General features: G+C 75.3%; 20 protein-coding genes and 1 riboswitch. Of the genes, 13 read left to right on the forward strand and 7 right to left on the reverse strand.

Going from position 1 to position 24,124, the window contains the following annotated elements:
* Positions 1-7 precede the first annotated feature (7 nt).
* Both HTZ77_RS00435 and HTZ77_RS00440 read right to left on the reverse strand, forming a co-directional pair.
* A complete protein-coding gene (locus HTZ77_RS00435) occupies positions 8-883 on the reverse strand; it encodes an endolytic transglycosylase MltG (RefSeq protein WP_175587401.1) in 876 nt (291 codons plus the stop codon).
* A 149-nt stretch (positions 884-1,032) separates the two neighbouring features.
* Positions 1,033-1,545: a SigE family RNA polymerase sigma factor gene (locus tag HTZ77_RS00440; RefSeq protein ID WP_175587402.1), complete on the reverse strand. Its 513-nt coding sequence runs from the start codon at positions 1,543-1,545 to the stop codon at positions 1,033-1,035.
* A gap of 134 nt (positions 1,546-1,679) precedes the next feature.
* Here HTZ77_RS00440 and HTZ77_RS00445 point away from each other — a divergent pair, with 134 nt between their 5' ends.
* Positions 1,680-2,102: a cupin domain-containing protein gene (locus HTZ77_RS00445; protein WP_175587403.1), complete on the forward strand. Its 423-nt coding sequence runs from the start codon at positions 1,680-1,682 to the stop codon at positions 2,100-2,102.
* A 33-nt stretch (positions 2,103-2,135) separates the two neighbouring features.
* Here HTZ77_RS00445 and pdxR read toward each other — a convergent pair whose 3' ends face one another.
* Positions 2,136-3,503, reverse strand: a complete 1,368-nt coding sequence (gene pdxR / locus HTZ77_RS00450) for a MocR-like pyridoxine biosynthesis transcription factor PdxR (RefSeq protein ID WP_328808347.1) — start codon at positions 3,501-3,503, stop codon at positions 2,136-2,138.
* 275 nt (positions 3,504-3,778) lie between these two features.
* Positions 3,779-5,287, reverse strand: a complete 1,509-nt coding sequence (locus HTZ77_RS00455; RefSeq protein ID WP_175587405.1) for a PucR family transcriptional regulator — start codon at positions 5,285-5,287, stop codon at positions 3,779-3,781.
* A gap of 145 nt (positions 5,288-5,432) precedes the next feature.
* Between HTZ77_RS00455 and HTZ77_RS00460 the strand changes: the two genes are divergently transcribed.
* The 4 genes from HTZ77_RS00460 (at position 5,433) to HTZ77_RS00475 (ending at position 11,344) form a co-directional block, all read left to right on the forward strand.
* Positions 5,433-6,746: an MFS transporter gene (locus tag HTZ77_RS00460; RefSeq protein WP_175587406.1), complete on the forward strand. Its 1,314-nt coding sequence runs from the start codon at positions 5,433-5,435 to the stop codon at positions 6,744-6,746.
* A gap of 110 nt (positions 6,747-6,856) precedes the next feature.
* Positions 6,857-8,428, forward strand: a complete 1,572-nt coding sequence (locus HTZ77_RS00465; RefSeq protein ID WP_175587921.1) for an amidohydrolase — start codon at positions 6,857-6,859, stop codon at positions 8,426-8,428.
* A gap of 148 nt (positions 8,429-8,576) precedes the next feature.
* Positions 8,577-9,698, forward strand: a complete 1,122-nt coding sequence (locus tag HTZ77_RS00470; protein WP_175587407.1) for a diaminopropionate ammonia-lyase — start codon at positions 8,577-8,579, stop codon at positions 9,696-9,698.
* Between the two features lie 182 nt (positions 9,699-9,880).
* Positions 9,881-11,344: a vanadium-dependent haloperoxidase gene (locus HTZ77_RS00475; protein WP_175587408.1), complete on the forward strand. Its 1,464-nt coding sequence runs from the start codon at positions 9,881-9,883 to the stop codon at positions 11,342-11,344.
* 50 nt (positions 11,345-11,394) lie between these two features.
* Here the strand turns inward: HTZ77_RS00475 and HTZ77_RS00480 are convergent, their stop codons facing one another.
* Positions 11,395-14,889: a WD40 repeat domain-containing serine/threonine protein kinase gene (locus HTZ77_RS00480; protein WP_175587409.1), complete on the reverse strand. Its 3,495-nt coding sequence runs from the start codon at positions 14,887-14,889 to the stop codon at positions 11,395-11,397.
* Positions 14,890-15,045: 156 nt separating this feature from the next.
* Here HTZ77_RS00480 and HTZ77_RS00485 point away from each other — a divergent pair, with 156 nt between their 5' ends.
* On the forward strand, positions 15,046-17,331 hold the full coding sequence (locus HTZ77_RS00485) for a M28 family peptidase (RefSeq protein ID WP_175587410.1): 2,286 nt from the start codon (positions 15,046-15,048) through the stop codon (positions 17,329-17,331).
* 83 nt (positions 17,332-17,414) lie between these two features.
* Here HTZ77_RS00485 and HTZ77_RS00490 read toward each other — a convergent pair whose 3' ends face one another.
* Positions 17,415-18,107, reverse strand: coding sequence for a GNAT family N-acetyltransferase (locus HTZ77_RS00490; protein ID WP_175587411.1), 693 nt, complete (start codon positions 18,105-18,107; stop codon positions 17,415-17,417).
* Between the two features lie 64 nt (positions 18,108-18,171).
* Here HTZ77_RS00490 and HTZ77_RS00495 point away from each other — a divergent pair, with 64 nt between their 5' ends.
* Positions 18,172-18,693 (forward strand): carboxymuconolactone decarboxylase family protein, encoded by a 522-nt coding sequence (locus tag HTZ77_RS00495; RefSeq protein ID WP_175587412.1) that lies wholly within the window; start codon positions 18,172-18,174, stop codon positions 18,691-18,693.
* Positions 18,694-18,935: 242 nt separating this feature from the next.
* Positions 18,936-19,084, forward strand: a riboswitch (cyclic di-AMP (ydaO/yuaA leader).
* 13 nt (positions 19,085-19,097) lie between these two features.
* Positions 19,098-19,913 carry a CHAP domain-containing protein gene (locus HTZ77_RS45660; protein ID WP_235994108.1) on the forward strand — a complete coding sequence of 272 codons (816 nt, stop codon included), beginning with the start codon at positions 19,098-19,100 and terminating at the stop codon, positions 19,911-19,913.
* Positions 19,914-19,994: 81 nt separating this feature from the next.
* Here the strand turns inward: HTZ77_RS45660 and HTZ77_RS45665 are convergent, their stop codons facing one another.
* Positions 19,995-20,228, reverse strand: a complete 234-nt coding sequence (locus HTZ77_RS45665; protein WP_175587413.1) for a heavy-metal-associated domain-containing protein — start codon at positions 20,226-20,228, stop codon at positions 19,995-19,997.
* Between the two features lie 165 nt (positions 20,229-20,393).
* On the opposite strand from HTZ77_RS45665, the gene HTZ77_RS00510 reads away from it, so the two are divergent.
* The 5 genes from HTZ77_RS00510 (at position 20,394) to HTZ77_RS00530 (ending at position 24,103) form a co-directional block, all read left to right on the forward strand.
* Complete coding sequence (locus HTZ77_RS00510) at positions 20,394-21,359, forward strand: helix-turn-helix transcriptional regulator (protein ID WP_175587414.1); 966 nt, start codon at positions 20,394-20,396, stop codon at positions 21,357-21,359.
* 198 nt (positions 21,360-21,557) lie between these two features.
* Positions 21,558-22,532, forward strand: a complete 975-nt coding sequence (locus tag HTZ77_RS00515; RefSeq protein ID WP_175587415.1) for a C40 family peptidase — start codon at positions 21,558-21,560, stop codon at positions 22,530-22,532.
* 109 nt (positions 22,533-22,641) lie between these two features.
* Positions 22,642-23,199: a dihydrofolate reductase family protein gene (locus HTZ77_RS00520; protein ID WP_175587416.1), complete on the forward strand. Its 558-nt coding sequence runs from the start codon at positions 22,642-22,644 to the stop codon at positions 23,197-23,199.
* A 77-nt stretch (positions 23,200-23,276) separates the two neighbouring features.
* Positions 23,277-23,537 (forward strand): twin-arginine translocase TatA/TatE family subunit, encoded by a 261-nt coding sequence (locus tag HTZ77_RS00525; RefSeq protein ID WP_175587417.1) that lies wholly within the window; start codon positions 23,277-23,279, stop codon positions 23,535-23,537.
* Between the two features lie 128 nt (positions 23,538-23,665).
* Entirely contained in the window at positions 23,666-24,103 is a 438-nt protein-coding gene (locus HTZ77_RS00530) for a Fur family transcriptional regulator (protein WP_175587418.1), read from the forward strand.
* Positions 24,104-24,124 lie beyond the last annotated feature (21 nt).

The following is a 24,124-nucleotide window of genomic DNA, read 5'->3' on the forward strand; positions in this document are numbered from 1 at the left end:
GGGCGGCTCACTGCTCCGCCCGGGTCCTCCTCTTCCGCTCCTTGACGAGGGTCTCGTACTCCGCGGGCGAGCCGGCGAACTTCGTCGCCCCGGTCTTCGGGTCCACCACCACGTAGTACAGCCAGGACCCGGTGGCCGGGCGCAGGGCGGCCTCGATGGCGTCCCGGCCCGGGTTGAGGATGGGGCCGGGCGGCAGACCGTGGTAGCGGTAGGTGTTGTACCGTGACCGGCTCTTCAGATCGTCGTCACTGGCCTCGACGGCGTACTTGCCGAGGGCGTACATGAGCGGGCTGTCCATCTTCAGCATCATCGGGGGCCGGTGGTCCAGGCGGTTGTAGATGGTCCGGGCGACCTTGGGCATGTCCGCCAGGCTGGACGACTCGGCCTGCACGATGCTGGCCACGATCATGACGTCCCGCGGGCCGCGGCCGAGGCGGCGGGCGCCCTCCACCAGCCCCAGCCAGTCGGCGGTGCTCCGGTGCTGCTTCACCATGTCGGCGAGGATCTGCTGGGCGCTCCTGCCCGGCGCCACCTCGTAGGTGCCGGGCGAGGCGAACCCCTCCAGGGAGCCCTTCGCGTAGTCGGGCAGGCCGAGCGCCGCGCCGTCCTTCGCCGCGCGCTCGAACTCCGCCAGTGGCCTGCCGCTCGCCTGCGCCAGCTTCCGCAGCACGTCGGCGAGCCGGTACCCATCGCGCACGGTCACGGCTGTCACCCGTCCGGGCGCGGCGCTCGCGGCGTCCTCGCCCGTGGCGCGCGTCATGGGCCCGGTGGCGACGGCCGGCGCCGGCCGCTCACCGGACAGCCCCCGCACGCCCGCCACCGTCCCCGCCGCCAGCACCGCGACGGCCGCCGCGGCCGCCAGCGCCATCCCGCGCGGTCTCACCCCACGTGGCCTCACCCCGCGCGGCCTCACCCCACGCGGCCTCACCCCACGCGGCCTCGGTACAGCGGTCCGGAGGAAGCGCTCCGGCGGAGGCGGCGGCTCCTCGTGCGCCATGTCGGCCAGGGTGTCGCGCAGCACGTCCTCGATGTTCATCCCAACTCCCTCACGGCGCTCAGCTCGGGCGCGGCCTGCTTGAGGCGTTCCAGCGACCGGTAGATCTGGCTGCGGACCGACCCGACCCGTACGCCGAGCAGCCGCGCGATCTCGGTCTCGGAGAGGTCCTCGAAGTAGCGGAGCACGAGCATGGTGCGCTGCCGGGGCGTGAGCCGGGCCAGCGCCTCCCGCATCACCAGCCGCAGTTCCGCGGCGTCGGCGTGCTCACCGCCGGCCTCCTCGGGCAGCCACTCGGCGGCCACCTCGGCGACGCGGGACCGGCGCCGCCACCAGCTCACCTGCTCGTGGTACATGGCCCGCCGGACGTACCCCTCGGCGGCGCCGGTGTCGCGCAGCTTCGCCCACCGCGCGGCGGTCTTGGTCAGCGCCGACTGCACCAGGTCCTCGGCGGCGTGCCGGTCACCGGTCAGCAGGTACGCGGTGCGGAACAACGCCGCCGACCGGGCGACGACGAACTCCCGGAACTCCGTCTCGCATCCTGGATCCACCCGTCCTCCTTGCTCTGTCACCAGGCAAGGACGCGGCCGGGACTCCGATCTATGCCTGTGCCGCGCACCGGTCCACCAGAACAGCGGTGAAGTGGTCTACTTTCCTGGTCCGGTGGCGGCCTAGCCTCGGTCGCATGACGACAGAACAGCAGCAGACGACGATCCTGACGACCCTTGACCACCAGGTGCCGCCGTTCATGCCCGAGAACGTGGAGATGATGACGGCGACCGTCGAGCTGCCGCCAGGGCACCCGGGCACGCCGCCGCACCGCCACTCCGGCCCGGTGTTCGGCTACATGCTCGAAGGCGAGATGATCTTCGAGCTGGAGGGCGAGCAGGAGCGGGTGATCCGCGCGGGCGAGGCGTTCTGGGAGCCGGGCGGCGACGTGATCCACTACCAGGCGGGCAACAACCTGCCGGACGCGTGGAGCAGGTTCGTGGTGGTGATGGCCGGCGTGCCGGGCGAGCCGATGCTCACCCTCGTGGACGAGGCCGAGCTGGAGGCCCGCCGCGACCGCCGCGCTCCCCGCCCCTCAGGCGCGGCCCAGGAGACGTGAGCCCCGCCGCCCCCGGGCCCGGGCCTGGCGGGTTCACCGGGGAAGGACCTCGTCGACGAGCCGGCCGAGCGTCTCCAGGCCGTGGCGCCAGGCGTGCCGGGGCGGCGTCGCGTAGCCGAGGACGAGCGCGGCGGGCCGCTCGTCCGACGGCTCGTGCCAGTACCCGGAGGCGTGCAGCCCGAACAGGCCCACCCCCGCCCGGCGGCCCGCCTCCACCAGGCGCCGCTCGTGCCCGGCGGTGGGCACCGGCAGCAGCGCGTGCAGTCCCGCCGCCACGCCCGGCAGCGGGTACGGCAGCCGCCGGGCCAGCTCCGCGCGGCGACGCCGGTAGGCCAGGCGCGCCCGCCGGATGTGCCGGTCGTACTCGCCCCGCGCGACCAGGTCGGCGAACGCGAGCTGGTGCACGGCGGGCACCGCGGCCCCGGTCTCCTCGATGACCCGCAGCAGCGGCTCCCGGAGGGCGGGCGGGACGACCAGCCAGCCGAGCCGCATCCCCGGCGCGAGGGTCTTGCTGGCGCTCCCGGCGAAGACCACCCGGTCCGGGGCCAGCGCCTGCAGGGCCCCGACGGGCTGCTGGTCGTAGCGGAACTCGCCGTCGTAGTCGTCCTCGATGACGTAACCGTCGGCCCCGCGCGCCCAGGCGGCGAACGCGGCGCGCCGCTCGGGCGCCAGCACCACACCCCACGGGTGCTGGTGGGCGGGCGTGAGCAGGGCGGCGCCGCACGCGCCGGTCAGGGCGTCGGGGTCGGCGCCGTCGGCGTCCACCGGCAGGGGCACGGTCGCCAGGCCGGCCGCGCGTACCAGGTCGCGGTGGCGGGCCAGGCCGGGGTCCTCGGTGGCCAGGTGCGTACGGCCCGTGCCGCGCAGCGCCCGCGCCAGCAGCGCCAGACCGGAGGCGAACCCGCCGACCACGACCACCAGCTCGGGGTCCGCGATCACGCCGCGGGCCCGGGCGAGGTAGCCGGCGACGACCCGGCGCAGCGCGGGCAGCCCGGCCGGGTCGCCGTAGTCCAGGTCCCGGGAGGGGGCGGCGGCCAGGGCCCGGCGTACGGCCGAGGCCCAGGCGGTGCGGGGGAACGCGCTGACGTCGGGCCGGCCGGGACGCAGGTCCACGGATGTCCACGGGCCACCGCCGCCGCCCGGCTCGGCCGCCACGGCCGGTTCGGCGGCGGTCGCGGGGAGCGCCGCCACGCGGGTGCCCGACCCGGCCGCCCCGGACAGCCAGCCCTCGGCGATGAGCTGGGTGTAGACCTGGACGACGGTGCCACGGGCGACGCCGAGGTCGGCCGCCAGGGCGCGGCTTCCGGGCAGCAGGGTCCCGGCGGTCAGGCGGCCCGTGCGCACCGCCTCGCGCAGCGCCGACTCCAGCGAACGCCCCAGCTCGCCCCGCCCCCGGCGCACGTCGAGATGCAGATCGAGCCCACCGGGGCTTACAAGCCCCGCATCGCCCCCACCCGCGCCGCTCACCAGCCCGCCATCAGCCCCACCCGGACCACTCCCCGGCACGGCATCACTCCCACCCGGGCCACTCCCCGGCACGGCATCACCCCCACCGGCGCCACTCACCCGCGCCGCATCACCGCCACCCACGCCACTATCCGACGCGGCATCACCCCCGCCCACGCCGCTCACCGGCGCGGGACCCCCGGCGCCCGGCCGGTCCACCCCCGCGGCGCTCACTCGGCCGGGTGTCCCGTGACGCGGCCCGGGGGCACGAGGTCGCCGAGCGAGACGGCCAGCCAGAGCTGGAGGCGGTGCCCGGGGTCGGTCAGCGGGCGCCCCGAGACCCGCTCGGCGGCGGCCAGCCGGCGGCGCAGTGTGTTGCGGTGCACGCCGAGCCGCCGGGCGGCGATCTCCAGGTTCTCCCCCGCCTCCAGGTAGGCGCGGAGCGAGGCGACCAGGTGACCGCCGTGCCGGGCCTCGTACTCCCGCAGGGGACGCAGCACCGCGCCGGAGAAGCGGCGCGCCGCCTCGGGATCGACGGCGTCCCTGAGCAGCGCCCACGCCTCCAGGTCGTCCACGTGGGTGTAGCCGTCGCCGCGCCCGGCCAGCGCCGCCGCGTGCCGCGCCGCCGAGGGCAGCTCGTCCAGGCTGAGCGCCCGGCAGCCGCCCCCCGCTGCGCCCAGCCGCGTGCACAGCTCCTCGCCGCGCCGCCGCCCGTCCTCCGGCAGCACGAACAGCACGCCCTCGGGCCGGGGACAGACGAACGCCAGCTCCTCGGCCTCCGCGTCGGCGACCACGTCGGCCAGCGCCTCGACCGCCGCCTCCACCGGCACCCGCGGCCCCGCCACGACCACCTCGTACGGCGGCGCCGCGACCGAGCACAGCTCGCCGAGCTGACGCGTGGACAGCCCGCCGTCGAGCACCGCGGACAGCAGCGCGGCCCGCTGGGCGTGCGACCTGGCCCGCCCCGCCCGCACGCCCAGCAGCTCGATGGCGAGCAGGCAGACGGCGTGGTTGGTCAGCATCCTGACGTGCCACGCCAGGGGTGAGGCGGTGCGCACCGCGAGCCAGCCGGTGGGCGGGCCGGAGAAGCCCAGGCTCTGCACCTGGACGGCCTCGATGCCGTCGTCCATGACGCTGGCGCTGCGCCGGGCCGCGCTCCCCGCCGCTTCCACGGCCCTGGCGTGCCACGGCCGCTCGCCCGCCGGGACGCTCGCCCTGGGCCCGCCGTGCGGGTCGAGCAGCAGGACCTCGCCCCCGGCGTGCTCGGCCAGGGCGCGCAGGATGCCCGCGGTGCCCGACACCAGCGCGGCCCGGGCCATCGCCTCCTGGGCGGCCACGACCCGCCGCTCCCCGCGTACCCGCTCGTCGGCGTGCCACCGGGCGACGGCCTCGGTCACGGCGATGAACGGGGTGAGGATCTCCAGGACCGGCAGCCCGCACGCGTCGGCGGCGGCCAGCACGTCGCCCGGGACCTCGGTCACGGCCTCGCCGAGCGCGAAGGCCAGCGCGGCGCAGCCCGCGCCCGACAGCCGCTCGACGTAGGCGCGCCGCCCCTCGCCGTCGGCGGGCAGGCCGAGGCCGATGGTCATGACCAGCTCGCCGCCGCGCAGCCACGGCACGGGGTCGGCCAGCTCCGACACGTGCGCCCACCGCACGACGCGGGTCAGCCCGGCGCGCCCGGCCAGCAGGCGCATCTCCATGCCGGGCAGGGTCATGGCCTGGGCGGTCGTCAGCGCCATGCCGGCTCCCCGGTCAGCGCCATGCCGGCTCCTCAGCGGTGTGCATACCGCACTCTAATTCACCGCCGACGGTGCGTTTCGTCCCGGGTCGGATCCCCCTGACCTGCGCATATCGTCGTCGCACCCCCTGAGAACCGGAGGACCCATGAACCGCGCCACGCGGGCGGCCGGCGCCGCCTTCGTCGGGACCACGATCGAGTGGTACGACTTCTACGTCTACGCCACGGCCGCCGCGCTGCTCTTCGACGACCTGTTCTTCCCCAACGCCTCCAGCCCCACGGTCGCGCTCATGGCGTCCTTCGCCACGTACGCGGTCGGCTTCTTCGCCAGGCCGCTCGGCGGCATCGTGTTCGGCCACTTCGGCGACCGGGTCGGCCGCAAGTCCGCGCTGGTGGTGACCCTGCTCATGATGGGCGCCGCCACGTTCGCCGTCGGCGTCCTGCCCACGTACGCCTCGGTCGGCGCGCTCGCGCCGGTGCTGCTCGTGGTGCTCCGCTTCGTGCAGGGGCTCGCGGTCGGCGGCGAGTGGGGCGGCGCGGCGCTCATGGCGGTCGAGCACGCGCCGGAGGGCAGGAAGACCTTCTACGGCGGCTTCGCCCAGCTCGGCAACCCGGCGGGCGCGCTGCTGGCCACGGGGGCGTTCAGCCTGATGAGCCTGTTCGGCGAGGACACGCTGCACGCGTGGGGCTGGCGGGTGCCGTTCATCGTCTCCGCCGTGCTGGTGCTGGTCGGCCTGATGATCCGGCTGCGGGTCGAGGAGTCGCCCGTGTTCGAGGAGGCCGTCTCCGACCGGCCCGGTCGGCAGGGGGTGCCGATCAAGGAGGTGTTCCGCGGGTCGTGGCGCTCGGTCCTGCTCGGCATCGGCACGCTGCCGGTGGCGATCGGCGGCTACTACATCCTCACGACGTTCCTGCTGTCGTACGCCACGGGCCCGTACGCGGGCGAGTCCGAGCAGCTCATCCTCAACGGCCTGAGCCTGGCCGCGTTCGTCGAGCTGGTCGCCACGCTGGGCATGGCCTGGATGGGCGACCGGTTCGGCAACCGCAAGGTCGTCATCTGGTTCCTCGCCGCCACGGCCGTGCTGGCCGTCCCGCAGTTCACGGTGCTCGGCTCGCACAGCACCTTCCTGATCTTCCTGATGCTGGCCCTGATGCGCCTGGCCACCTCCGGCACGTACGGGCCGATGGCGGCGATCCTGGCGGAGATGTTCCCGCCCCGGGTCCGCTACACCGGCATCTCGCTCGCCTACCAGGGGGCCGGCGCGATCTTCGGCGGCCTGTCGCCGCTCGTCGCCACCGCCCTGGTCGGCGCGGCCGGCGGCGCCGCGTGGCCGGCCGTGGCGCTGCTGGCCGGCATGTGCGTGCTGAGCGTGGTCTGCCTGGCCGTGGCGCCCCGCCACCTGGACCGCGCCCCCGCCGCCCCCGCCGCCCCCGCGGCGTCGACGGCCACCACGGCCTGACCGCGCCGGCCGCAGACCTCGCAGAAGACGCAGAAGACGCAGAAGACGTAAGTCGTAGAAGGAGAAGCCTCGTGCCCACCACCGTCATCACCGGCGGCAAGGTCATCACCATGGACCCCGCGAACCCGGCCGCCGAGGCCGTGGCCGCGCGTGACGGCCGCATCCTGGCCGTCGGCCGCGAGCAGGACGTGCTCGCCGCGGCCGGACCGGGCGCCGAGGTCGTCGACGCCGGCGGCCGGAGCGTGGTGCCCGGCTTCATCGACCCGCACAACCACCTGCTGTCCACGGCCGAGACGCTGGTGGCGGTGGACGCCCGCTACCCGGCCGTGGGCAGCGCCGCCGACCTGGTCGCCGCCGTCGCCGCGGAGGCCGCCCGGACCCCCGCCGGTCAGTGGATCCGCGCGTACGGGATGGACGACGCGAAGTTCCCGGGCGGCCGGCCGACGCGGCGGCAGCTCGACGAGGCCACCACCGACCACCCGGTGATCGTCTACCACGTGTCGGGGCACCAGGCGGTGATCAACTCCGCCGCGCTGGCCTGGCGCGGGATCGGCGAGGACGTGGCCGACCCGGCGGGCGGCTCGTTCGTGCGGGACGCGGGCGGCCGGCTCACCGGCATGGTGCTCGACTCGGCGATGGAGCTGCTGCTGCCCGTGGCCGTGGACATCGGCTGCCACGGCCCGAACTTCCACGTGGACCTGCCCCAGGAGCAGCTCCGGTCCTGGCTGGAGATGGCCGGGGACACCTACCTGCGGGCCGGGGTGACCACCGTGTGCGACCCGCAGGTGTCGCGCCGGGAGCTGCTGGTGTACCGGTCGGCGTGGAAGGCGGGCACGCTGCCGGTGCGCACCGTGGTCATGCCGCTGTCGCACATGCTGGACGAGCTGTCCTCCATCGGCCTGGCCGGGCCGTTCGGCGACGACCGGCTGCGCTTCGGCGCGATGAAGTTCTACTGCGACGGCACGCTGCTGGGCGGCACCGCGATGTTCGAGGAGCCGTACGGCGAGGGCTTCACGGGCTCGCTCTACCACCGGCCGGACGAGCTGACGGACCTGGTGCGGCGGGCCGCGTCGGCCGGCTGGCAGATCGGCATCCACACCCAGGGCGACCGGGCGATGGGCTACTCCCTCGACGCCGTCAAGGCCGCGGTGGCCGTCTCGGGTGACGACGCGCGGCCTCGCATCGAGCACTGCGGGCACCCCACGCCCGCCCAGGTACGGGACTTCGCGGCGCTCGGCGTGATCCCGGTCAACCAGCCGAACTTCCTCCACGACAGCGGCACCGACTTCGTGCGCCGGCTCGGCGAGAAGCGGGCGCATCGGCTCCAGCCCATGCGCGAGGAGATCGACGCCGGGCTGCGCCCGGTGCTGTCCAGCGACTCGTTCGTCTCCTCGCTGCGGCCCATGGAGACCGTGGCCAACGCGGTGCGCCGCAGTACCCGGGAGGGCGGGCCGATCGGGGCCGAGCAGGCGATCACGCTGGAGGAGGCGCTGCGCGCGCACACGCTCGACGCCGCGTACGCGCTGCGCATGGAGGACCGGATCGGGTCCCTCGCGCCGGGCAAGCTGGCCGACGTGGCGGTGCTCGACGCGGATGTGCGGAGCCTGCCTGCTGAGGCGCTGCCGGGCGTCGACGCGTGGCTGACCATGCTGGACGGGCGGGTCGTCCACCGCTCGGCCTGAGAAGCCGACCGGACGAGGCTGACCCGGCGGAGGCCGGGCGGTCCGGGACGGAGGCGGTCCGCGGCGAAGGCTGGGCGGTCCGGGACGGAGGCGGTCCGGGCAGGGGGTGCGGGAGACGCGCCGGACCCGGGGATGGCACGCTGATCAGGTGCCACCACGCTCATCGTCATCCACGCCCGCCTGGTTCGCGCGGACGGGCGCCCGCGACTGGAGGTGCGCCCCCGCTCCCGCGGAGGTGCGCGACTTCCACGCCTCGCTGCCCGGTTACGCCCCCACCCCCCTGGCCGAGCTGCCCGCCCTCGCCGCCGAGCTGGGCGTCGGGCGGGTCTTCGTCAAGGACGAGTCGTCCCGCCTCGGACTGCCCGCGTTCAAGGCGCTCGGCGCGTCGTGGGCGGTCCACCGCGCCCTCGCCGAACGCACGGCGGACGGTGACGGCCGGGGCGGGGCGGTCACCCTCGTGACCGCCACCGACGGCAACCACGGCCGCGCCGTCGCCCGCACCGCCCGGCTGCTGGGCCTGCGGGCCCGCGTTCTCGTCCCGCGCGGCGTGCATCCGCAGGCCGTGGCCGCCATCGCGGCCGAAGGGGCCGAGGTCACCGAGGTCGCCGGGTCGTACGACGACGCGGTGCGCCTGGCGTCCGAGACCGCCGCGGCTCCGGGCGCGCTTCTCGTCCAGGACACCGCCTGGCCCGGCTACGAGCGGATCCCGGGCTGGATCGTCGAGGGCTACTCCACCCTGCTCGCCGAGACCGACGCGCAGCTCGCCGCCGCCGGTGTGACCTCGCCCGGCCTGGTGGCCGTGCCGGTGGGCGTGGGCTCGCTCGCCCAGGCCGTCGTCACGCACTACCGCAGCCGTACGGCCGGGCCTCCCCCGGCGCTGCTGGCCGTGGAGCCCGGCGCCGCCGCCTGCGTCCTGGCGAGCCTCGTACGCGGGGAGCCGGTGGCCGTCGCCACCGGCGAGACCATCATGGCCGGGCTGAACTGCGGCACCCCGTCGAGCGCCGCCTGGCCGTACCTGAAGGACGGCCTGGACGCGGCCGTCGCCGTCACGGACGCCGACGCCGCCTGCGCGGCGCGCGACCTCGCCGCGCTCGGCGTCTCCTCCGGCCCCTGCGGCGCCGCCTCGCTCGCGGGCGTCCGGGCCGCCCTGACCGGCGACGGGAACGGCGAGCGCCGCGCGGCCCTGGGCCTCGGACCGGACGCGGCGCTCGTCCTGCTCAGCACCGAGGGCGCGGCCGCCAACCCCCACGCCGGCCACCCGCTCCCGTGACCGGGCGTCACCTGGGCGACCGGGCGACACCCGGTGACCGGGCGACCGGGCGACACCCGGGCGACACCTGAGGGACACCTGGATAGACAACCCCCACCTTCCAGTTAGCTCGAATACGCGTTCGAGCATGGCATGATCGCCAGGCCAGATGCACGGGGGCCCGCCACGCGAGGAGATCTGCCATGCCCGACCGGACGTCCTTACGCGCGCTCGCGCTCACCGTGGCGGCCACCGCCACGCTCCTCCTGCCCGCCGCCCCCGCCCACCCGGCGACGGGCTCCCCGGCGCCCGCGGGGGCGCACACCGGGGCCGGGGGCAACGTCGTGGTGCGGTGGAACGAGGCGCTGCTGGCGGCCGTGCGCACCGGCACCCTCGGCCCGCCGCAGGCGGCCAGGGCCCTGGCCGTGGTCCACACCTGCGCGTACGACGCGTGGGCCGCCTACGACGCGGTCGCCGTCGGCACCCGCCTGGGCGGGTCGCTGCGCCGGCCCGAGGCGGAGCGCACCGAGGCCAACCGCGCCGAGGCCGTCAGCTACGCCGCCCACCAGGCCGCCGCCGACCTCTACCCCGCGCAACGGCCCGCCTTCGACGCGCTGATGACCGAGCTGGGCTACGACCCGGCCGACACCTCCGGCCAGCCGGCCCGCACCGGCCTGGCCGCCTGCTCGGCGGTGCTCGACCACCGGCACGCCGACGGCTCCAACCAGCTCGGCGGCTACGCCGACACCACCGGCTACGCCCCGGTCAACGCCCCGATGGTCGTCGCCGATCCGCTGACCTCGGTCAACGACCCGAGCCGCTGGCAGCCGCTCACGTACCGCAACAAGGCCGGGGTGCTGGTGACGCCGCCGTTCCTGGCGCCCCACTGGGGCGGGGTGGCGTCCTTCAGCGGCCGGGCGCGCGACCTCGCCGACGGCGTGCCCGCGCCCGCGGCGAACGGCACGGCCGCCTTCCGCGCGCAGGCCGCCGAGATCGTGGCGGGCACGGCCGCGCTGACCGACCGCCAGAAGGCGATCGCCGAGTACTGGGCCGACGGCCCGAACAGCGAGACCCCGCCCGGCCACTGGTGCCTGTTCGCCCAGCAGGTGTCGGCGCGCGACGGGCACGGCCTGGACCAGGACGTGAAGATGTTCTTCGCGCTGGCCAACTCGGTGATGGACGCCGGGATCGCCGCCTGGGAGGTCAAGCGCGACCACGACTCCGCCCGCCCGATCACCGCGGTCCGCCACCTGTACCAGGGCCGGCGGATCCCCACCTGGGGCGGCCGGGTGATCGACGGCGCCACCTGGGTGCCCTACCAGGTGCCCACGTTCCCGACGCCGCCGTTCGCGGAGTACGTCTCGGGGCACAGCACGTTCAGCGGGGCGGCGGCCGAGGTGCTGCGGAGCTTCACGGGCGGCGACGCGTTCGGCGGCCAGGCCGTGATCGCGAAGGGTTCGTCACAGGTGGAGCCGGGCGTCACCCCGGCCGCCGACGTGACGCTGCGCTGGCACACCTTCTCCGAGGCGGCCGACCAGGCCGGGCTGTCGCGGCGCTACGGCGGCATCCACTTCCGCGCCGGCGACCTGCAGGGCCGCGCCCTCGGCCGCGCGGTCGGCGCCGCGGCCTGGCAGCGCGCCCAGGCGTACTGGTCGGGCCAGGGCTGACGACGCCCCGGCGTACTGATCCGGCCAGGGCCGACGACGCCCCGGCCGGATCAGCACCCCGGCCGGTACGTCCGGCCGGGGAGGTGGCGCGCCCACTCCGCCGCGGTGAGGCTGCGCCCGGCCCGGGCGCAGACCGCCCCGATCAGCGGCCCGACCGCCACGGGCAGCCGGGTCAGTCGCGCCTTCCGACCGATCGCCACCACCTCCGCCGAGTCTCCGGTGAAGACGACCGACCGCGCGCTGTCCGTCAGCCGCACCACGGGCCCGACCGGCTGTCCCCGCCCCACGTCCCAGACGGTCAGCGTCTTGTCCTGCGAGGCGAACGCGAACAGCCGGTCGTCGGGCGAGAACGCCGCCGCCCACGGCGCCTCCCCCACCCGCAGCCAGTCGCCCACCTGGGCCTCGGTGCGCGTGTCCCAGACGCCGACCTTGCCGGCGAAGTCCGCGGCGACCAGCCTCGCGCCCGCGTCGAACCAGACGTCCTCGGTCGCGCCCGGGAACGGCAGCCGCGGGCCGTAGGGCTGCCCGCTCTCCAGGTCGATCATGCGCAGCCGGTCCGCGTCGAGACCGACGAGCCGGCCCTGCGCGGTCACCGTCCAGCCGGACAGGCGCGGCCTGGGCACCTGCTTGACCCGCCGCCCGCCGGGCAGCGCCCAGAGGGTGAACGTCTTCGCCCCGGCCGTCCACAGCCCGGCCGGGCCGGGGAGCGAGCCGTCGGTGATGCCGGTGAGCGGCACCCTGGCCAGCTCGGCTCCCGTGGCGGTGTCCCAGACGACGGCGTCGTCGCTGCGCCGCAGCGCGAGCCGGCGGCCGTCGTGGCTGAAGGTGAGCTCGCTGTCGTACGGGTCCGACGGCCCGGCCGCCAGCGCCCGGCCGGCCGAGCGCGCCCGGGACGCGTCCCACGCGCGGGGGTCGGCCACCCGCACCTCGGACGCGTTCAGCGCGTGGGAGGCGAGGAGCCGGCCGCTCGGGTCGAGCTCCGCCTCGTCCACGGGCTCCGCCTCCACCGTGTACGGCGGGAGCGTGACGACCGTGTCCCCGCTCAGGTACCGCACGCCGTCCGGCCCGAACCCGACCGCGGACGCCAGGTCGGGCGGCGTGCGCTCGTACACCAGCGGCTCGTCGGAGTCCACGTCGTAGAGCCGCAGCGTCGGGCCCAGCCCCGCGAGCACCCGGCCGTCCCGGTCGAACACCGGTGTCATCATGCGGTTCCAGTCCGCGAGGAAGACGAGCTCCTCGCGGGTGCGGGCGTCGAAGACGGTGAGCCCCTTGTCGTCGCCGATGGCCAGCCGCCGCCCGTCGCGGCTGAAGCTCGGCCGGGTGGCGCAGTTCGAGCAGATCCCGGGGAAGCCCGGCATGGCCTTGCCGGAGGGCAGCGCCCACCGCTTGCCGCCCGCCACGACGTAGTCGCCGCCGGGGTGGACCGCCACCTTGTCCAGCTCGGGCAGCATGGTGCTCCGGCCGGTGCGCGGGTCGCGGATGGTCTTGCCCTGCCCGGTGTCGATGACGAGGAGGCCGCCGCTGAAGGAGATCTCCAGGTCGATCTCCTCGCTGGCGGGCACGCGCGGGCCCACCCGGGCGCCGTTGGCGAGGTTCCACAGCGCCACGCCCTTGGTGTCGGCCACGGCCAGGAGCCGGCCGTCCTCGCTGATCGCGACCTGCCGCAAGCGGGCGGCGGGCCGGCCCGGCGCGGTGAGCTCGCCGGTGAAGCCGCCCGTGCGGCGGCCGGTCGCCACATCCCAGACCCGTACCTCGCCGGGGCTGACGCTGACCAGCGTGCGGCCGTCGGCGCTGAGCGCGCGGGCCACGTCCGGGCCCGTCGCGGGGTCGTGGAAGGCGCCGGTGGCCTGGTCGGCGAGCGAGGCGAACAGGCTCGACCGCGCCTCGGCCGTGGGCGCGAGCCGACCGGCCGCCGCGCTCAGCAGCATGGCGAGCACGGGGTCGCGGCCGCGCACCGACTCGGCGACGCCCGCCAGCCGGGCGGACTCGGACGTGTCGCGCTGCCGGGCGAGCGTCTCGCCCTGCTCGGCCAGGGTGACGCTCTGCCGTACCGCGAGGCCGCCCGCGACCAGCGACACCACCAGCAACACACCGAGGCCGGCCGCCAGCACTCTGGTGCGCCGCGAGCGGCGCCTGGTGAGCGCCGCGCCCGCCTCCAGGAAGTCGCGCTCGGCGCGCGTGAGGGTGATGTTGCGGCGTTCGGCGGCGGCCCAGCGCAGGGCGTCGTCGAGGGAGCTGCCGTGCAGGAGGTCGGCGTCCTTGCGCCCGCGCTCCTGCCAGCGCTCGGCGGCCGTCCAGATCTGCCGGTGGATGGACAGCCCGTCCCGGTTGGCCGCGATCCAGGCGCGCAGCCGGGGCCAGGCCAGCGGCAGGGCGGGCCGCAGCAGCCGGAGCCGCTCCTCGCCGTCCACGGCCGACACGAGGTAGGCGAACGCGGCCAGCACGCGATCGGCGCCGGGAGGCAGCTCGGACCTGCGCGCCTCGCGCGGCATGAGGAGGCCGTCGTCGGTGACCGTGACCAGGCGCAGGAAGACGTCCGGCACGAGCTCCCGGTCGGCGGGCGAGAGGGCCGCGTAGGCGTCCTCGGCGATGACGCCGAGCGCCGGGTCGTCGCCGGGCGCCCCGAGCCGCCCGCCGTCGTCCGCGCCGCGCGCGAGCAGCCGCGCCGTCTCCCCCATCGCCCCGTCCGGCCCGGCGAGACCGTCCGCCCGCCCGACCGGTCCGTCCGCCCGACCGGCGAGACCGTCCGCGTTGAGGAGCCCCAGCAGCAGCTCGCGCGAGCGCGGGCGGCGCGCCGCGTCCTTGGCCAGCGCCGCGCGCACCAGGCCGCGCAGCGAGGCGGGCAGCGCGGCGAGGTCGGGCTCGTGCGAGAGCACGCGGTGCATGACCGCGCCCAGCGACTCGCCCGAGAACGGGTCCTTCCCGGTGGCGGCGAACAGCACCACGGCGCCCCACGCGAACACGTCCGCGGCCGGCCCCACGCGTTCCCCCGAGAACGCCTCGGGCGCCATGTATCCGGGCGTGCCCGCCACCACCCCGGTCGTCGTGAGCGACATCTCCTGCGTCCTGGCCACGCCGAAGTCGATCACCCGGGGGCCGTCGGGCCCGAGCAGCACGTTGTCGGGTTTGAGGTCGCGGTGGACGACGCCCGCGTCGTGGACCGCGGTCAGCGCGGTGGCGATCGCCGTGGCCAGCCGGTGCAGGTCGTCCCCGGCGAAGCGCCGGCCGCCCGTCACGGCCGCCCGCAGGCTCGGGCCCTCGACGTACTCGCTGACGATGTACGGCCTGGGCCCGTCGAGCTCGGCGCCGAGGACCCGGGCGGTGCAGAACGACGCCACCCGCTGCGCCGCGACCACCTCCCTGACCATCCGCCCCCGCAGCTCCTTCTGACCGGCCAGGTCGCCCCGCAGCACCTTGACCGCCACCCGCGTGCCGGCCTGGTCGTACGCCTCGTACACGACGCCCTGGCCGCCCACGCCCAGCCGCCCGGCCAGCCAGTACGCGCCGAGCCGCTGCGGGTCCCCGTCGATCAGTGCGTTGCTCACGCGGGGTTGGACTACGCCCGCGCCCGGTTGGTTGCCCGCGGGGACGATCAGGACGCGGCTGCGCGATCCCGGCGGGCGTCCTGAGGAAAACCGCAGGTCAATCCGGGCACACGCCTCATTACCCCCCGTAAGGGCGCGGACCTAGCGTTCCTCGTCATGACCGGAACGTTGATCGAGGCGCCGCGCCGGGCCGTGGCGGGGCTGTCGGCCCTGCTCGTGCTCGCCGCGCTGATCATGCTGACCGCCATGGCGGACAGCACCACGCAACCCCTGCCCGCCTCGGCCCCGGGCGGCGAGTTCAGCGCCGGGCGGGCCCTGCGGCATCTCGAACGCTTCGCCACCGAGCCGCGCCCGATCGGCGGCGCGGCCGGCGAGCGGGCCAGGGACTACCTGGCCGGCCAATTGCGGGCGGCGGGGCTGGAGGTCATGACGCAGCGGGCGATCGGCGCGAACGCCTCGACCGGGCTGGCCTCGTTCGGGCAGGTGCACAACCTGGTGGCCGTGCGCCGCGGCAGCGACCCGACCGGGACGGTGCTGATCGCGGCGCACTACGACTCGGCGTCCATGGGGCCCGGCGTCTCCGACGACGCCGCGGCCGTCGCCGCGATGCTGGAGACCGTACGGGCGCTCGGCGGCGCCGCGCTCCGCAACGACCTCGTGCTGCTGATGAGCGACGGCGAGGAGGACGGCGTGCTCGGCGCGGAGGCGTTCGCCCGCGAGCACCCGCTGGGCCGCAGGGGCGGGGTGCTGCTGAACTTCGAGGCCCGCGGGGTCGCCGGGCCTTCCATGCTGTTCGAGACCACCCCGGGCGACGCCGAGCTGGTGCGCGCGTTCGGGCAGGCCGTGCCGCACCCGCGCGGGAACTCGTCCCTGATGGCGATCTACCGCCTGCTGCCGAACAACACCGACTTCACGCCGCTGACCAAGGCCGGGTTCACCGGCATGAACTTCGCCTACCTCGAACGCTCCTCGCGCTACCACACCGCCCAGGACTCCCTGGACCAGCTCGACCGGGGCAGCCTCCAGCACCACGGCTCCACGATGCTGGCGCTGGCCCGCACGCTGGGGAACGCGGACCTCGCGACGCTGCGGGCCGGCCACGACGCCACGTACTTCCGGGTCCTCGGCGTCATGGTGCGCTATCCGCAGGGCCTCGTGTGGCCGCTCGCCCTGCTGGCCGTGGCCGCGGTCGCGGGGCTCGCGCTGGTGGCCCGCCGCCGGCGGCTGCTCAGCCTGCCGCGCCTGGCCGCGGGCGCGGTGTCCGGGATCGTGCCGCTCGCGCTGGCCGTGGCGCTGGCCCAGGGGCAGTGGCAGATGATGACCGGGGCGCGGCCCGTGTACGACGTGATGGGCGGGCTGCTGCACCGGCCGGGGCCGTTCCAGGCGGCCGTCGCGCTGCTGGCCGTGGCCTCGGTGCTGGCCTGGTACGTGGCGCTGCGGCGCGTGGCCGGGCCCGCCGCGCCGGCGGTCGGCGCGCTGGCCTGGCCGGCGGGGCTGGGAGTCGCGTGCGCGGCGTACGCGCCGGGCGCCGCGTTCGTCCTCAGCCTGCCCGCGCTGGCGGGCGCGCTCGGCGGGCTGGGCGCGGTGCTGCTGCCGCCCCGGTGGCGGGTGGCGGCGCTGACGGCCGGCGCCTCCGTGTCGGCGATGCTGCTGCCCGCGATGGCCCGGCTGGTCTTCGAGGGCCTGGGGCTGGCCCTGGGCGGGGCCGCCGCCCTGGTCGTGGCGCTGTTCGCGTTGACGTTGCTGCCCTTCGCCGAGCTGCTGGCGCCGCGGCGGTGGCGCGTGGCCGTGCCGGCCGTCGCCGCGGCGCTCGCGCTCGCCCTGGCCGCCGGTGGGCTGGCCGTGGATCGTTTCGACGCGGCCGATCCGGGGCGCACGCATCTGGCTTACGTGATGGACGCCGACACGCGGACGGCCCACTGGGTCAGCGCCGACACCGACCCGCCCGCCTGGACCAGGCGCTACGTCTCCGGCCACGACACCACCGGTCTCCCGCCCGGCTACGCCCGCGGGGCGCTGTGGACCGGGCCGGCGCCCGCCGCCCCCGCCGCCGCTCCCCGCCTCACGCTGCTGGGGCGCGAGGGCGACGCGATCCGGCTGCGGGTACGCGCCGGCCGCGGCGCCCGTTCGATGACGCTGCGCGTCGAGCGCCCGGTCGTCGGGGCGACGGCCGCGGCCCGCGGGCTGACGCCCGTGACCGTGCCCGTGACGGGCACGCGGGCCGGCACCTGGCCGGGCGAGGTGCGCTTCCGCGGCCTGCCCGCGAGCGGCGCCGAGATCACCCTGCGGGTGGCGGGGGCGGGCCCGGTCCGCGTGACGGCCGTCGCCGAGACCGACGGCCTGCGGGCGGTGCCGGGGTTCGCCGCCATGCCCCCGTCCCTGGTGGCCTCGACCAGGGAGGACGGCGGCCTCTTGGCGGTCACCCGCACGTACGCCTTCTGACGCGGCCTTCTGGCGGCGGGCGCCGCCACTGCGCGCGGCGGCGTCACGTCACGGGCGGCGGTGTCACGTCGCGGGCGGCGGTGTCACGTCGCGGGCGGCGCCGGCTCCTCGGTCAGGCCGAAGGCGGTCCAGCCGCGGACGGGGAAGCCGGCCGCGGCGGCGACGGCGGCCGAGGCCAGGTTGCCGGGGGCGTGCATGTAGGTGGGCACCGCCCCCTCGTCGAGCACCCTGCGGGCGGCCTGGGCGACGAGCGCCCTGGCCAGCCCGCGCCCGCGCGCCTCGGGAGCGGTCACGACGGCGAGCTCGTGACCGTACGCGTCGTGCTTCTTGATCCCCACGCCCGCCAGGTGCGCCCCCGTCTCCGGGTCCCGGGCGACCAGCACGTCCCCGCCGAAGGGCCGCAGCCACGCCGGCGTCTCCGGGTGCTCCGCCGCGGTCCACACCCCGGCCTCGGGGAGGGACGCGGGGGAGAGCGTCCATCGGTAGACGGCGGTGAACCACTCGCGCTCCGGATACCCCACCAGGGCCGGAACGCGCGGACCCAGCGCGGCGAGGCCGGGCTCCTCGGCGTGCCGGCGCGCCACCGGTTCGGCGTGCTCCGGCGGGACCGAGAGGACGCCGCCCTCGGGCGACGCGATCCCCAGGACGGGATGGAGCCCGCCGTCCCAGCCGGGCCGCGTCCGCGCGGGTTCGCCGACGACGTCCAGCTCGGACGCGGGCGGCCAGGCGCCGAGCCAGCGGGTCAGGTGCTCGGCGAGTCGTCCTCCGGGTGTCATGTCCAGCCTCCTAGATACGGTGCGGGGGTATAGTATCGCCACCCGAGACCCGAGGAGTGATCGCATGCGACGCCTGACCACACTCGCCCCCGCGCAGGCGCCGGCGAAGTCGCGCGAACTGCTGAACGACATCATCGAGAGGCGCGGCGGCGTCGGGGAGATGGTCTCCACGATGGCCCACTCCCCCGCCGTCCTCCAGGGCTACCTCGACCTGTCCCGCGCCATGCGCCGCTCGAAGCTGCCCCGCGCCCTCAGCGAGAAGATCTCGCTCGCCGTCCAGGAGCGGATCGGCTGCGGCCTCTGCCTCGACGCCCACACGTCGGCCGCGAAGGCGGCGGGACTGGGCGAGGCCGACATCGCCCTCGCCCGCCGGGGCACCTCGGCCGACCCGCACGAGGCCGCGCTCATCGGCGTCGCCGTCCGCGTGCTCGCCGAGCCGTCCTCGATCACCGACCAGGACGTGGCGGGCCTCCGCGAGCAGGGCTGGAGCGACCGGATCATCGCCGAGCTCCCCGGCCTGGTCGCCCTCAACCTGCTGACCGGCTCCTTCAACCTCCTGGCCGGCCTCGAACCCGACTACGAGTGATAGTAGTCACATCCACGCCGGGCGCGCGGTCGCGACAACCGATCTACCCAAAGGTAAAGAATTCTGCATAAAACCCCAGTTCAGGGATGTTTCATGACAAAACCCGACAAACCTCCTCTTGCCGCGCCCTATACCCATCACTTACCTTGAGCGCCCCGAGACGTGCGGCCGGAGACACACCGGCCGGGCGCCTCACCACTGCCAAGACCGCGCCGCCCAGGCGGGATCCCGATCCCGCCGCGGTGGCGCGGCCGCCGAGTCCGCGGTCATCGCGGAGCCGGGGACCCAATCCCCTTGGGGTGAATCGGGACACCGTCCACGACGGCGTCCCGTAGGGCACTTCCACGCCCGAACCCGTCAGCTAACCCGGTAGGCGGCATGGAAGCAAGGAGCAAACCCCCAGCATGGCCATGCACGTCCCCTCTCGTGCTCGCACGTCCGCCGCCCTCCCCCGGCTCGCCCTCGGCGTCACGATCGCCGCCGGCGTCGTCCTGTCCGGTCTCCCCGCCCACGCCGACGACCCCGGGTCCGCCGAGCGGACGGCCGCCTCCCGCCCCGGCGCCGTCCCCGCCGCCCGGAACGACGCCCCGGCCCAGGCTGGCACCCCCGCCCAGGCGGACGCCCCACCCCAGAAGGACGCTCCGGTCCAGAACGGCGCCCCGGTCGCGAACGCCGCCCCGCCCCAGGAACTCGCCCCGGCCCCGAAGACCGCCCAGGTCCACAAGGCGCTGCTGACCCCCGACGCCCTGCTGAAGGTGGCCAAGTCCCAGCTCGGCGTGAAGGAGAACCAGGCCGGCGGCGGCACCCGCTTCCACCGCTGGTACATGTCCTCGCCCCGCGCGGCCCAGACCGTGGCCCGCGACGGCGGGAGCATCCGCTCCTACCGCAACGCCCCCTGGTGCGCGATGTTCGTCTCCTGGGTCGCCGACAAGGCGGGCATGCGGGACAGCATGGGCGCGGACGCCTACACCGTCACCTGGGCCAGGTGGTTCAAGCGGCACGAGCGGTGGGGCAGGAAGGCCGAGCGCGGAGCGGTCGTGTTCTTCTCCTGGAACGGCGGGCGCATCCGCAGCATCGACCACGTGGGCCTGGTCAAGAAGGACAACGGGAACGGCACGATCACCACGATCGAGGGCAACACCGGCGACGGCCGGGTGGAACAGCGCGTCCGGCCCAAGTCGCAGGTCGTCGGCTACGGCTACCCCGAGTTCCAGAGCTGACGCCGGGGAGACGGGACCTGTCCCCCGTCTCCCCGCCGCCGTCTCACCGGGGCGCGCCGGGAAATGCGCGGCGCGCCGCGCTCATCCCTCCACGCCGGGGCAGCCGGCCGCCTCCAGCGCCGCCCGGATCGCCTCGGCCTCGACCGGGCCGTCGGTGAGAACGCTGACCTTGGCGGCCGACGGCGTCACGTCCACGCCGACCACCCCGGGCAGCCGGATCAGCTCGGCCTTGATGCCGCTCACGCAGTGGTCGCAGGCGTCCGGGGCGAGGCCGGCGACCTGGTAGGTGACGAGGCTGTACGCAACAGTGATCACGGTGTGTCCCCTTCGGGCGACGTTCGCTTACTACTGGCGATCGTCGTACACAGGAAGCCCCCAGCACAGGCCCGCGCCGTGTCCAGAGCATGCCATGGCGCGAACCGGAAGCCTTTCGCGAGCTCCGCTACGATGTGCGATCGTACGGAGGGCAGGAGGGGCCGGATGCCGGAGGAAGACGACCACGTCGTCCGGTCGCTGTACACGCGCATGCGCGAGCGCGGCGAGTCGCTGCCCGAGGCCGGCGCGGCCATGGACCTGCCCGAGGCGGAGATCGCCCGCGCCCGCGAGCGGCTCGGCCGGCTCGGCCTGCTGCACCCGGAGAACGAGACCCCGGTGGAGGCCACGGCGGCGCTGGCCCGCGGGCTCCAGGACGGGCACCGCCTGCTCGACCGCCTGGTGGAACAGCACGTCCGCGCCTCCGTCGTGGCGCGCCGCTACCTCACCCTGCCGAGCCGCGCGGAGCAGGACACCCACGTCGAGTTCTTCCCCCTCCAGGACGACAACAGGCGGCTCCAGCAGCGGATCGACGAGCTGAACGAGATGACCGCGCACGAGGTCGCCGGCATGCACCCGGTCGCGGCCTGGACGCGCGAGTCGCTGGAGGCGGGGCTGGCCCGCAGCAGGGCGTCGACCGCCAGAGGCGTGCGTGTGCGCAGCCTCCACGCGCAGATCGCCTTCTCCACCCCGCTGCTGCGCGAGTTCGCCGAGCGGTGGGTCCGGCACGGCATCGAGGTGCGGGCCACCCCGGTGATCCCGGCGCGCATGCTCATCTACGACCGGCACACCGCGATCCTGCAGGCCGATCCCGCCGACATGGACGCCGGCGCGCTGCTCGTGCGCGAGGGCGGCCTGGTGCGCTCGCTCGCGGCGATCTACGACTACTGCTGGATCACGGCCTCGGAGCTCGGGGACGTGCCCCGCTCGTCCGACGCCTCCGATCTCACCGATCAGCAGCGCGCGGTGCTGAGGCTGCTGGCCGACGGCGCCAAGGACTCCGCCATCGCCCGCACGCTCGGGGTGTCCACCCGAACGGTCACCCGCGTGACCGGCGAGCTGACCGCGATGCTGGGCGCGACCAGCCGCTTCCAGGCCGGGGTGCGCGCCGCCCGGCTGGGCTGGCTGGACTGATCCCCGCGAAGCCGCGGCGGCGGTGAACGCGGCGCGGCCGGCACGCGTATCTCCTCACGCGGCCCGTACGAGCCCGCCACTACCGCGGCTAGTACGCCGTCGCGTCAGCACGCACACGAAGCGAGAGGCAGAACAGCACAGACCCTCTGTACTATGTCGCCCAAGCTTCGAGATCTACGAGGAGGCGTCGTAGTGGCCATGCCGGCAGGGCTCGGGAAGATCGCGGTCGCGGCGGCACTGGCGTCGGCCGTCCTGGTGGTCACCCCCGGAGCCGCCGTCGCCGAGCCGTCGCCGGCGAAGGTCCGGGCGAAGCTCCAGAAGCTCAACGAACGCGCCGACCAGATGGTCGAGCGGTACAACCAGGCCACAGAGGCGTACAAGAAGGCCAGGAAGCGGCACGACGGCCTCGACGCCGAGCTCACCCGCAAGAACGCCCAGGCCACGGAGCTGCGGGAGGAGCTCATGGCGGCGGTGGTCAGCGACTACCGGTCGGGGCCCCTGCCCGGCTGGGGCGGGGTCGTCGCCGACGGCGACCCGCGAGCCGTGCTGGGCGGCATGGCCACCCTCGACCGGATCACCGAGACCAGAGCGGCCAGGCTGCGGGCCTTCCAGGCGGCGACCAAGGACTTACGCGACCGGTACGGCGAGGCCCGGCGCGTCCTGGCCGAGACCGAGGCGGCCCGCGACAAGGTGCGCGGCGAGAGGGCGAAGGTGGAGAAGCTGATCGCCGAGCAGACGAGGCTGCTGCGCCGGATCGGCTCCTTCAGGACCGGTGACCCCAGGAGCACGGGCATGACGTACTCCGGGCCCGCCTCCGGCAACGCCCGCGTGGCGTTGCAGTTCGCCTTCGCCCAGATCGGCAAGCCCTACCGGTTCGGGGGCACGGGGCCGGGCTCGTACGACTGCTCCGGCCTGACCCAGGCGGCCTGGCGCGCCGCCGGGGTCTCGCTGCCCCGCACGACCTGGACGCAGTGGGGCTGGGGCGCCGCCCGCCGCGTCCCCCTGAACGCCCTGCAGCCCGGCGACCTGCTCTTCAGCAAGGGGCTGGGGCACATGGGCATGTACGCGGGCGACGGGAAGATGGTCCACGCGCCGCAGACCGGCGACGTCATCAAGATCAGCGACCTGGACGGCTACTGGCGCGGCCGCCTCGTCGGCGCCATCCGCCCGTAGGCCGCACCATAAGTCCTCCTTAGGAAAGCCGTAAGCGCCTTCCCGCAGGCTGTAGACATACAGACCACAGCGGGGGCGACGGACCGCCCCCTCACCGAGGAGGAACACCATGAGGAAGATCATCGCCAGCCTGTTCATCTCGCTCGACGGCGTCGTGGAGGACCCGGCGGCCTGGCACCTGCCCTACTTCAGCGACGAGATGGGCGCCGCCGTGATGGACGCCCTGGCCACCGCCGACACGGTGCTGCTGGGGCGCGAGACCTACGACAGCTTCGCCGGGGCGTGGCCGGAGCGCGAGACCGCGGGCGGCGAGGACGCCGGCATGGCCAAGGCCCTCGGCGACGCGCGGAAGATCGTCGTGTCGCGGCAGCCGCTGGAGTTCACCTGGCGCAACTCCGAGCTGCTGCGGGGCGACCTCGTCGAGGCCGTGACCGCGCTGAAGAACGAGCCGGGCGACACGCACATCGCCATGAGCGGCTCGATCTCGGTCGTCCAGCAGTTGCTGGACGCGGGACTGCTGGACGAGCTGCGCCTGCTGGTGCACCCCGTCGCCGTGCGCAGGGGCAGGCGGCTGTTCGAGGACGGCGAGAACCCCGTCCCGCTGACGCTGGTCTCGGCGGAGACCTTCCGCACGGGGGTTCAGCACCTCGTCTACCAGGTCGCCTGAGCCGGTCCCACCCCCGCTGACCTGCGTGGACGTAGGATGGCAGACGGCTTGACCGTGCGCTCCACCACGGGGGGACCATGGAGAATCTCGGGATCGGCGAGCTCCTCGTCATCGGGCTGGTGCTGTTCATGCTGTTCGGTTCGAAGAAGCTGCCGGACGTGGCCCGCTCGATCGGACGCTCGCTGCGCGTCTTCAGGGCCGAGGCCGCCAAGCCGTACGAGGAGGATCCGGAGCCCGAGGTGGCGCCCTCGCCGGAGGAGCAGGCGCGCCTTCTGGAGGAGCGGGCCGCCCGCCTGCGCGCCGAGGCGGCCCGCGCCCGCCGCGACGAGACCGGCTGACCGCCCCCGGAGGACCCCGCCGACCGGGGGAAAAGGCGTGCTGACCACGGCCGGGGCCCGGCGTGGCGCCAAACTTGGGTCGTTCGTTCTCTTGTAGTGTTCGTGTTTATGAAGGTAGGTTCGGCGGTATGAGCGCGCCCACGACTCCGACCACCGCCGAGGAGCTGCGCGGCGCCGGCCTGCGGGTCACGGCCGCCCGCGTCGCGCTGCTCGAGACCGTCCGGCACGGTGACCACCTCGACGTGGAGGCGATCGCCTCCGGGGTGCGCGACCGCGTGGGTCACATCTCCCTGCAAGCCGTCTATGAGGCCCTGCACGCGCTCACCGCGGCGGGCCTCATACGCCGGATCGAACCGGCCGGCAGCCCCGCCCGGTTCGAGGGGCGCATCGGAGACAACCACCACCACGTCGTGTGCCGCTCGTGCGGCGTCGTCGCCGACGTCGACTGCGCGGTCGGTGACGCGCCGTGCCTGCACGCCTCCGACGACCACGGCTTCTCGATCGACGAGGCCGAGGTCATCTACTGGGGCCTGTGCCCCGAATGTTCCACCGCCTGCACTTCCTGAGCACGGATCGGCCTAGTCCGG

The sequence above is a fragment of the Nonomuraea montanisoli genome (genome assembly GCF_013363975.1).
Taxonomy (GTDB): Bacteria; Actinomycetota; Actinomycetes; order Streptosporangiales; family Streptosporangiaceae; genus Nonomuraea; species Nonomuraea montanisoli.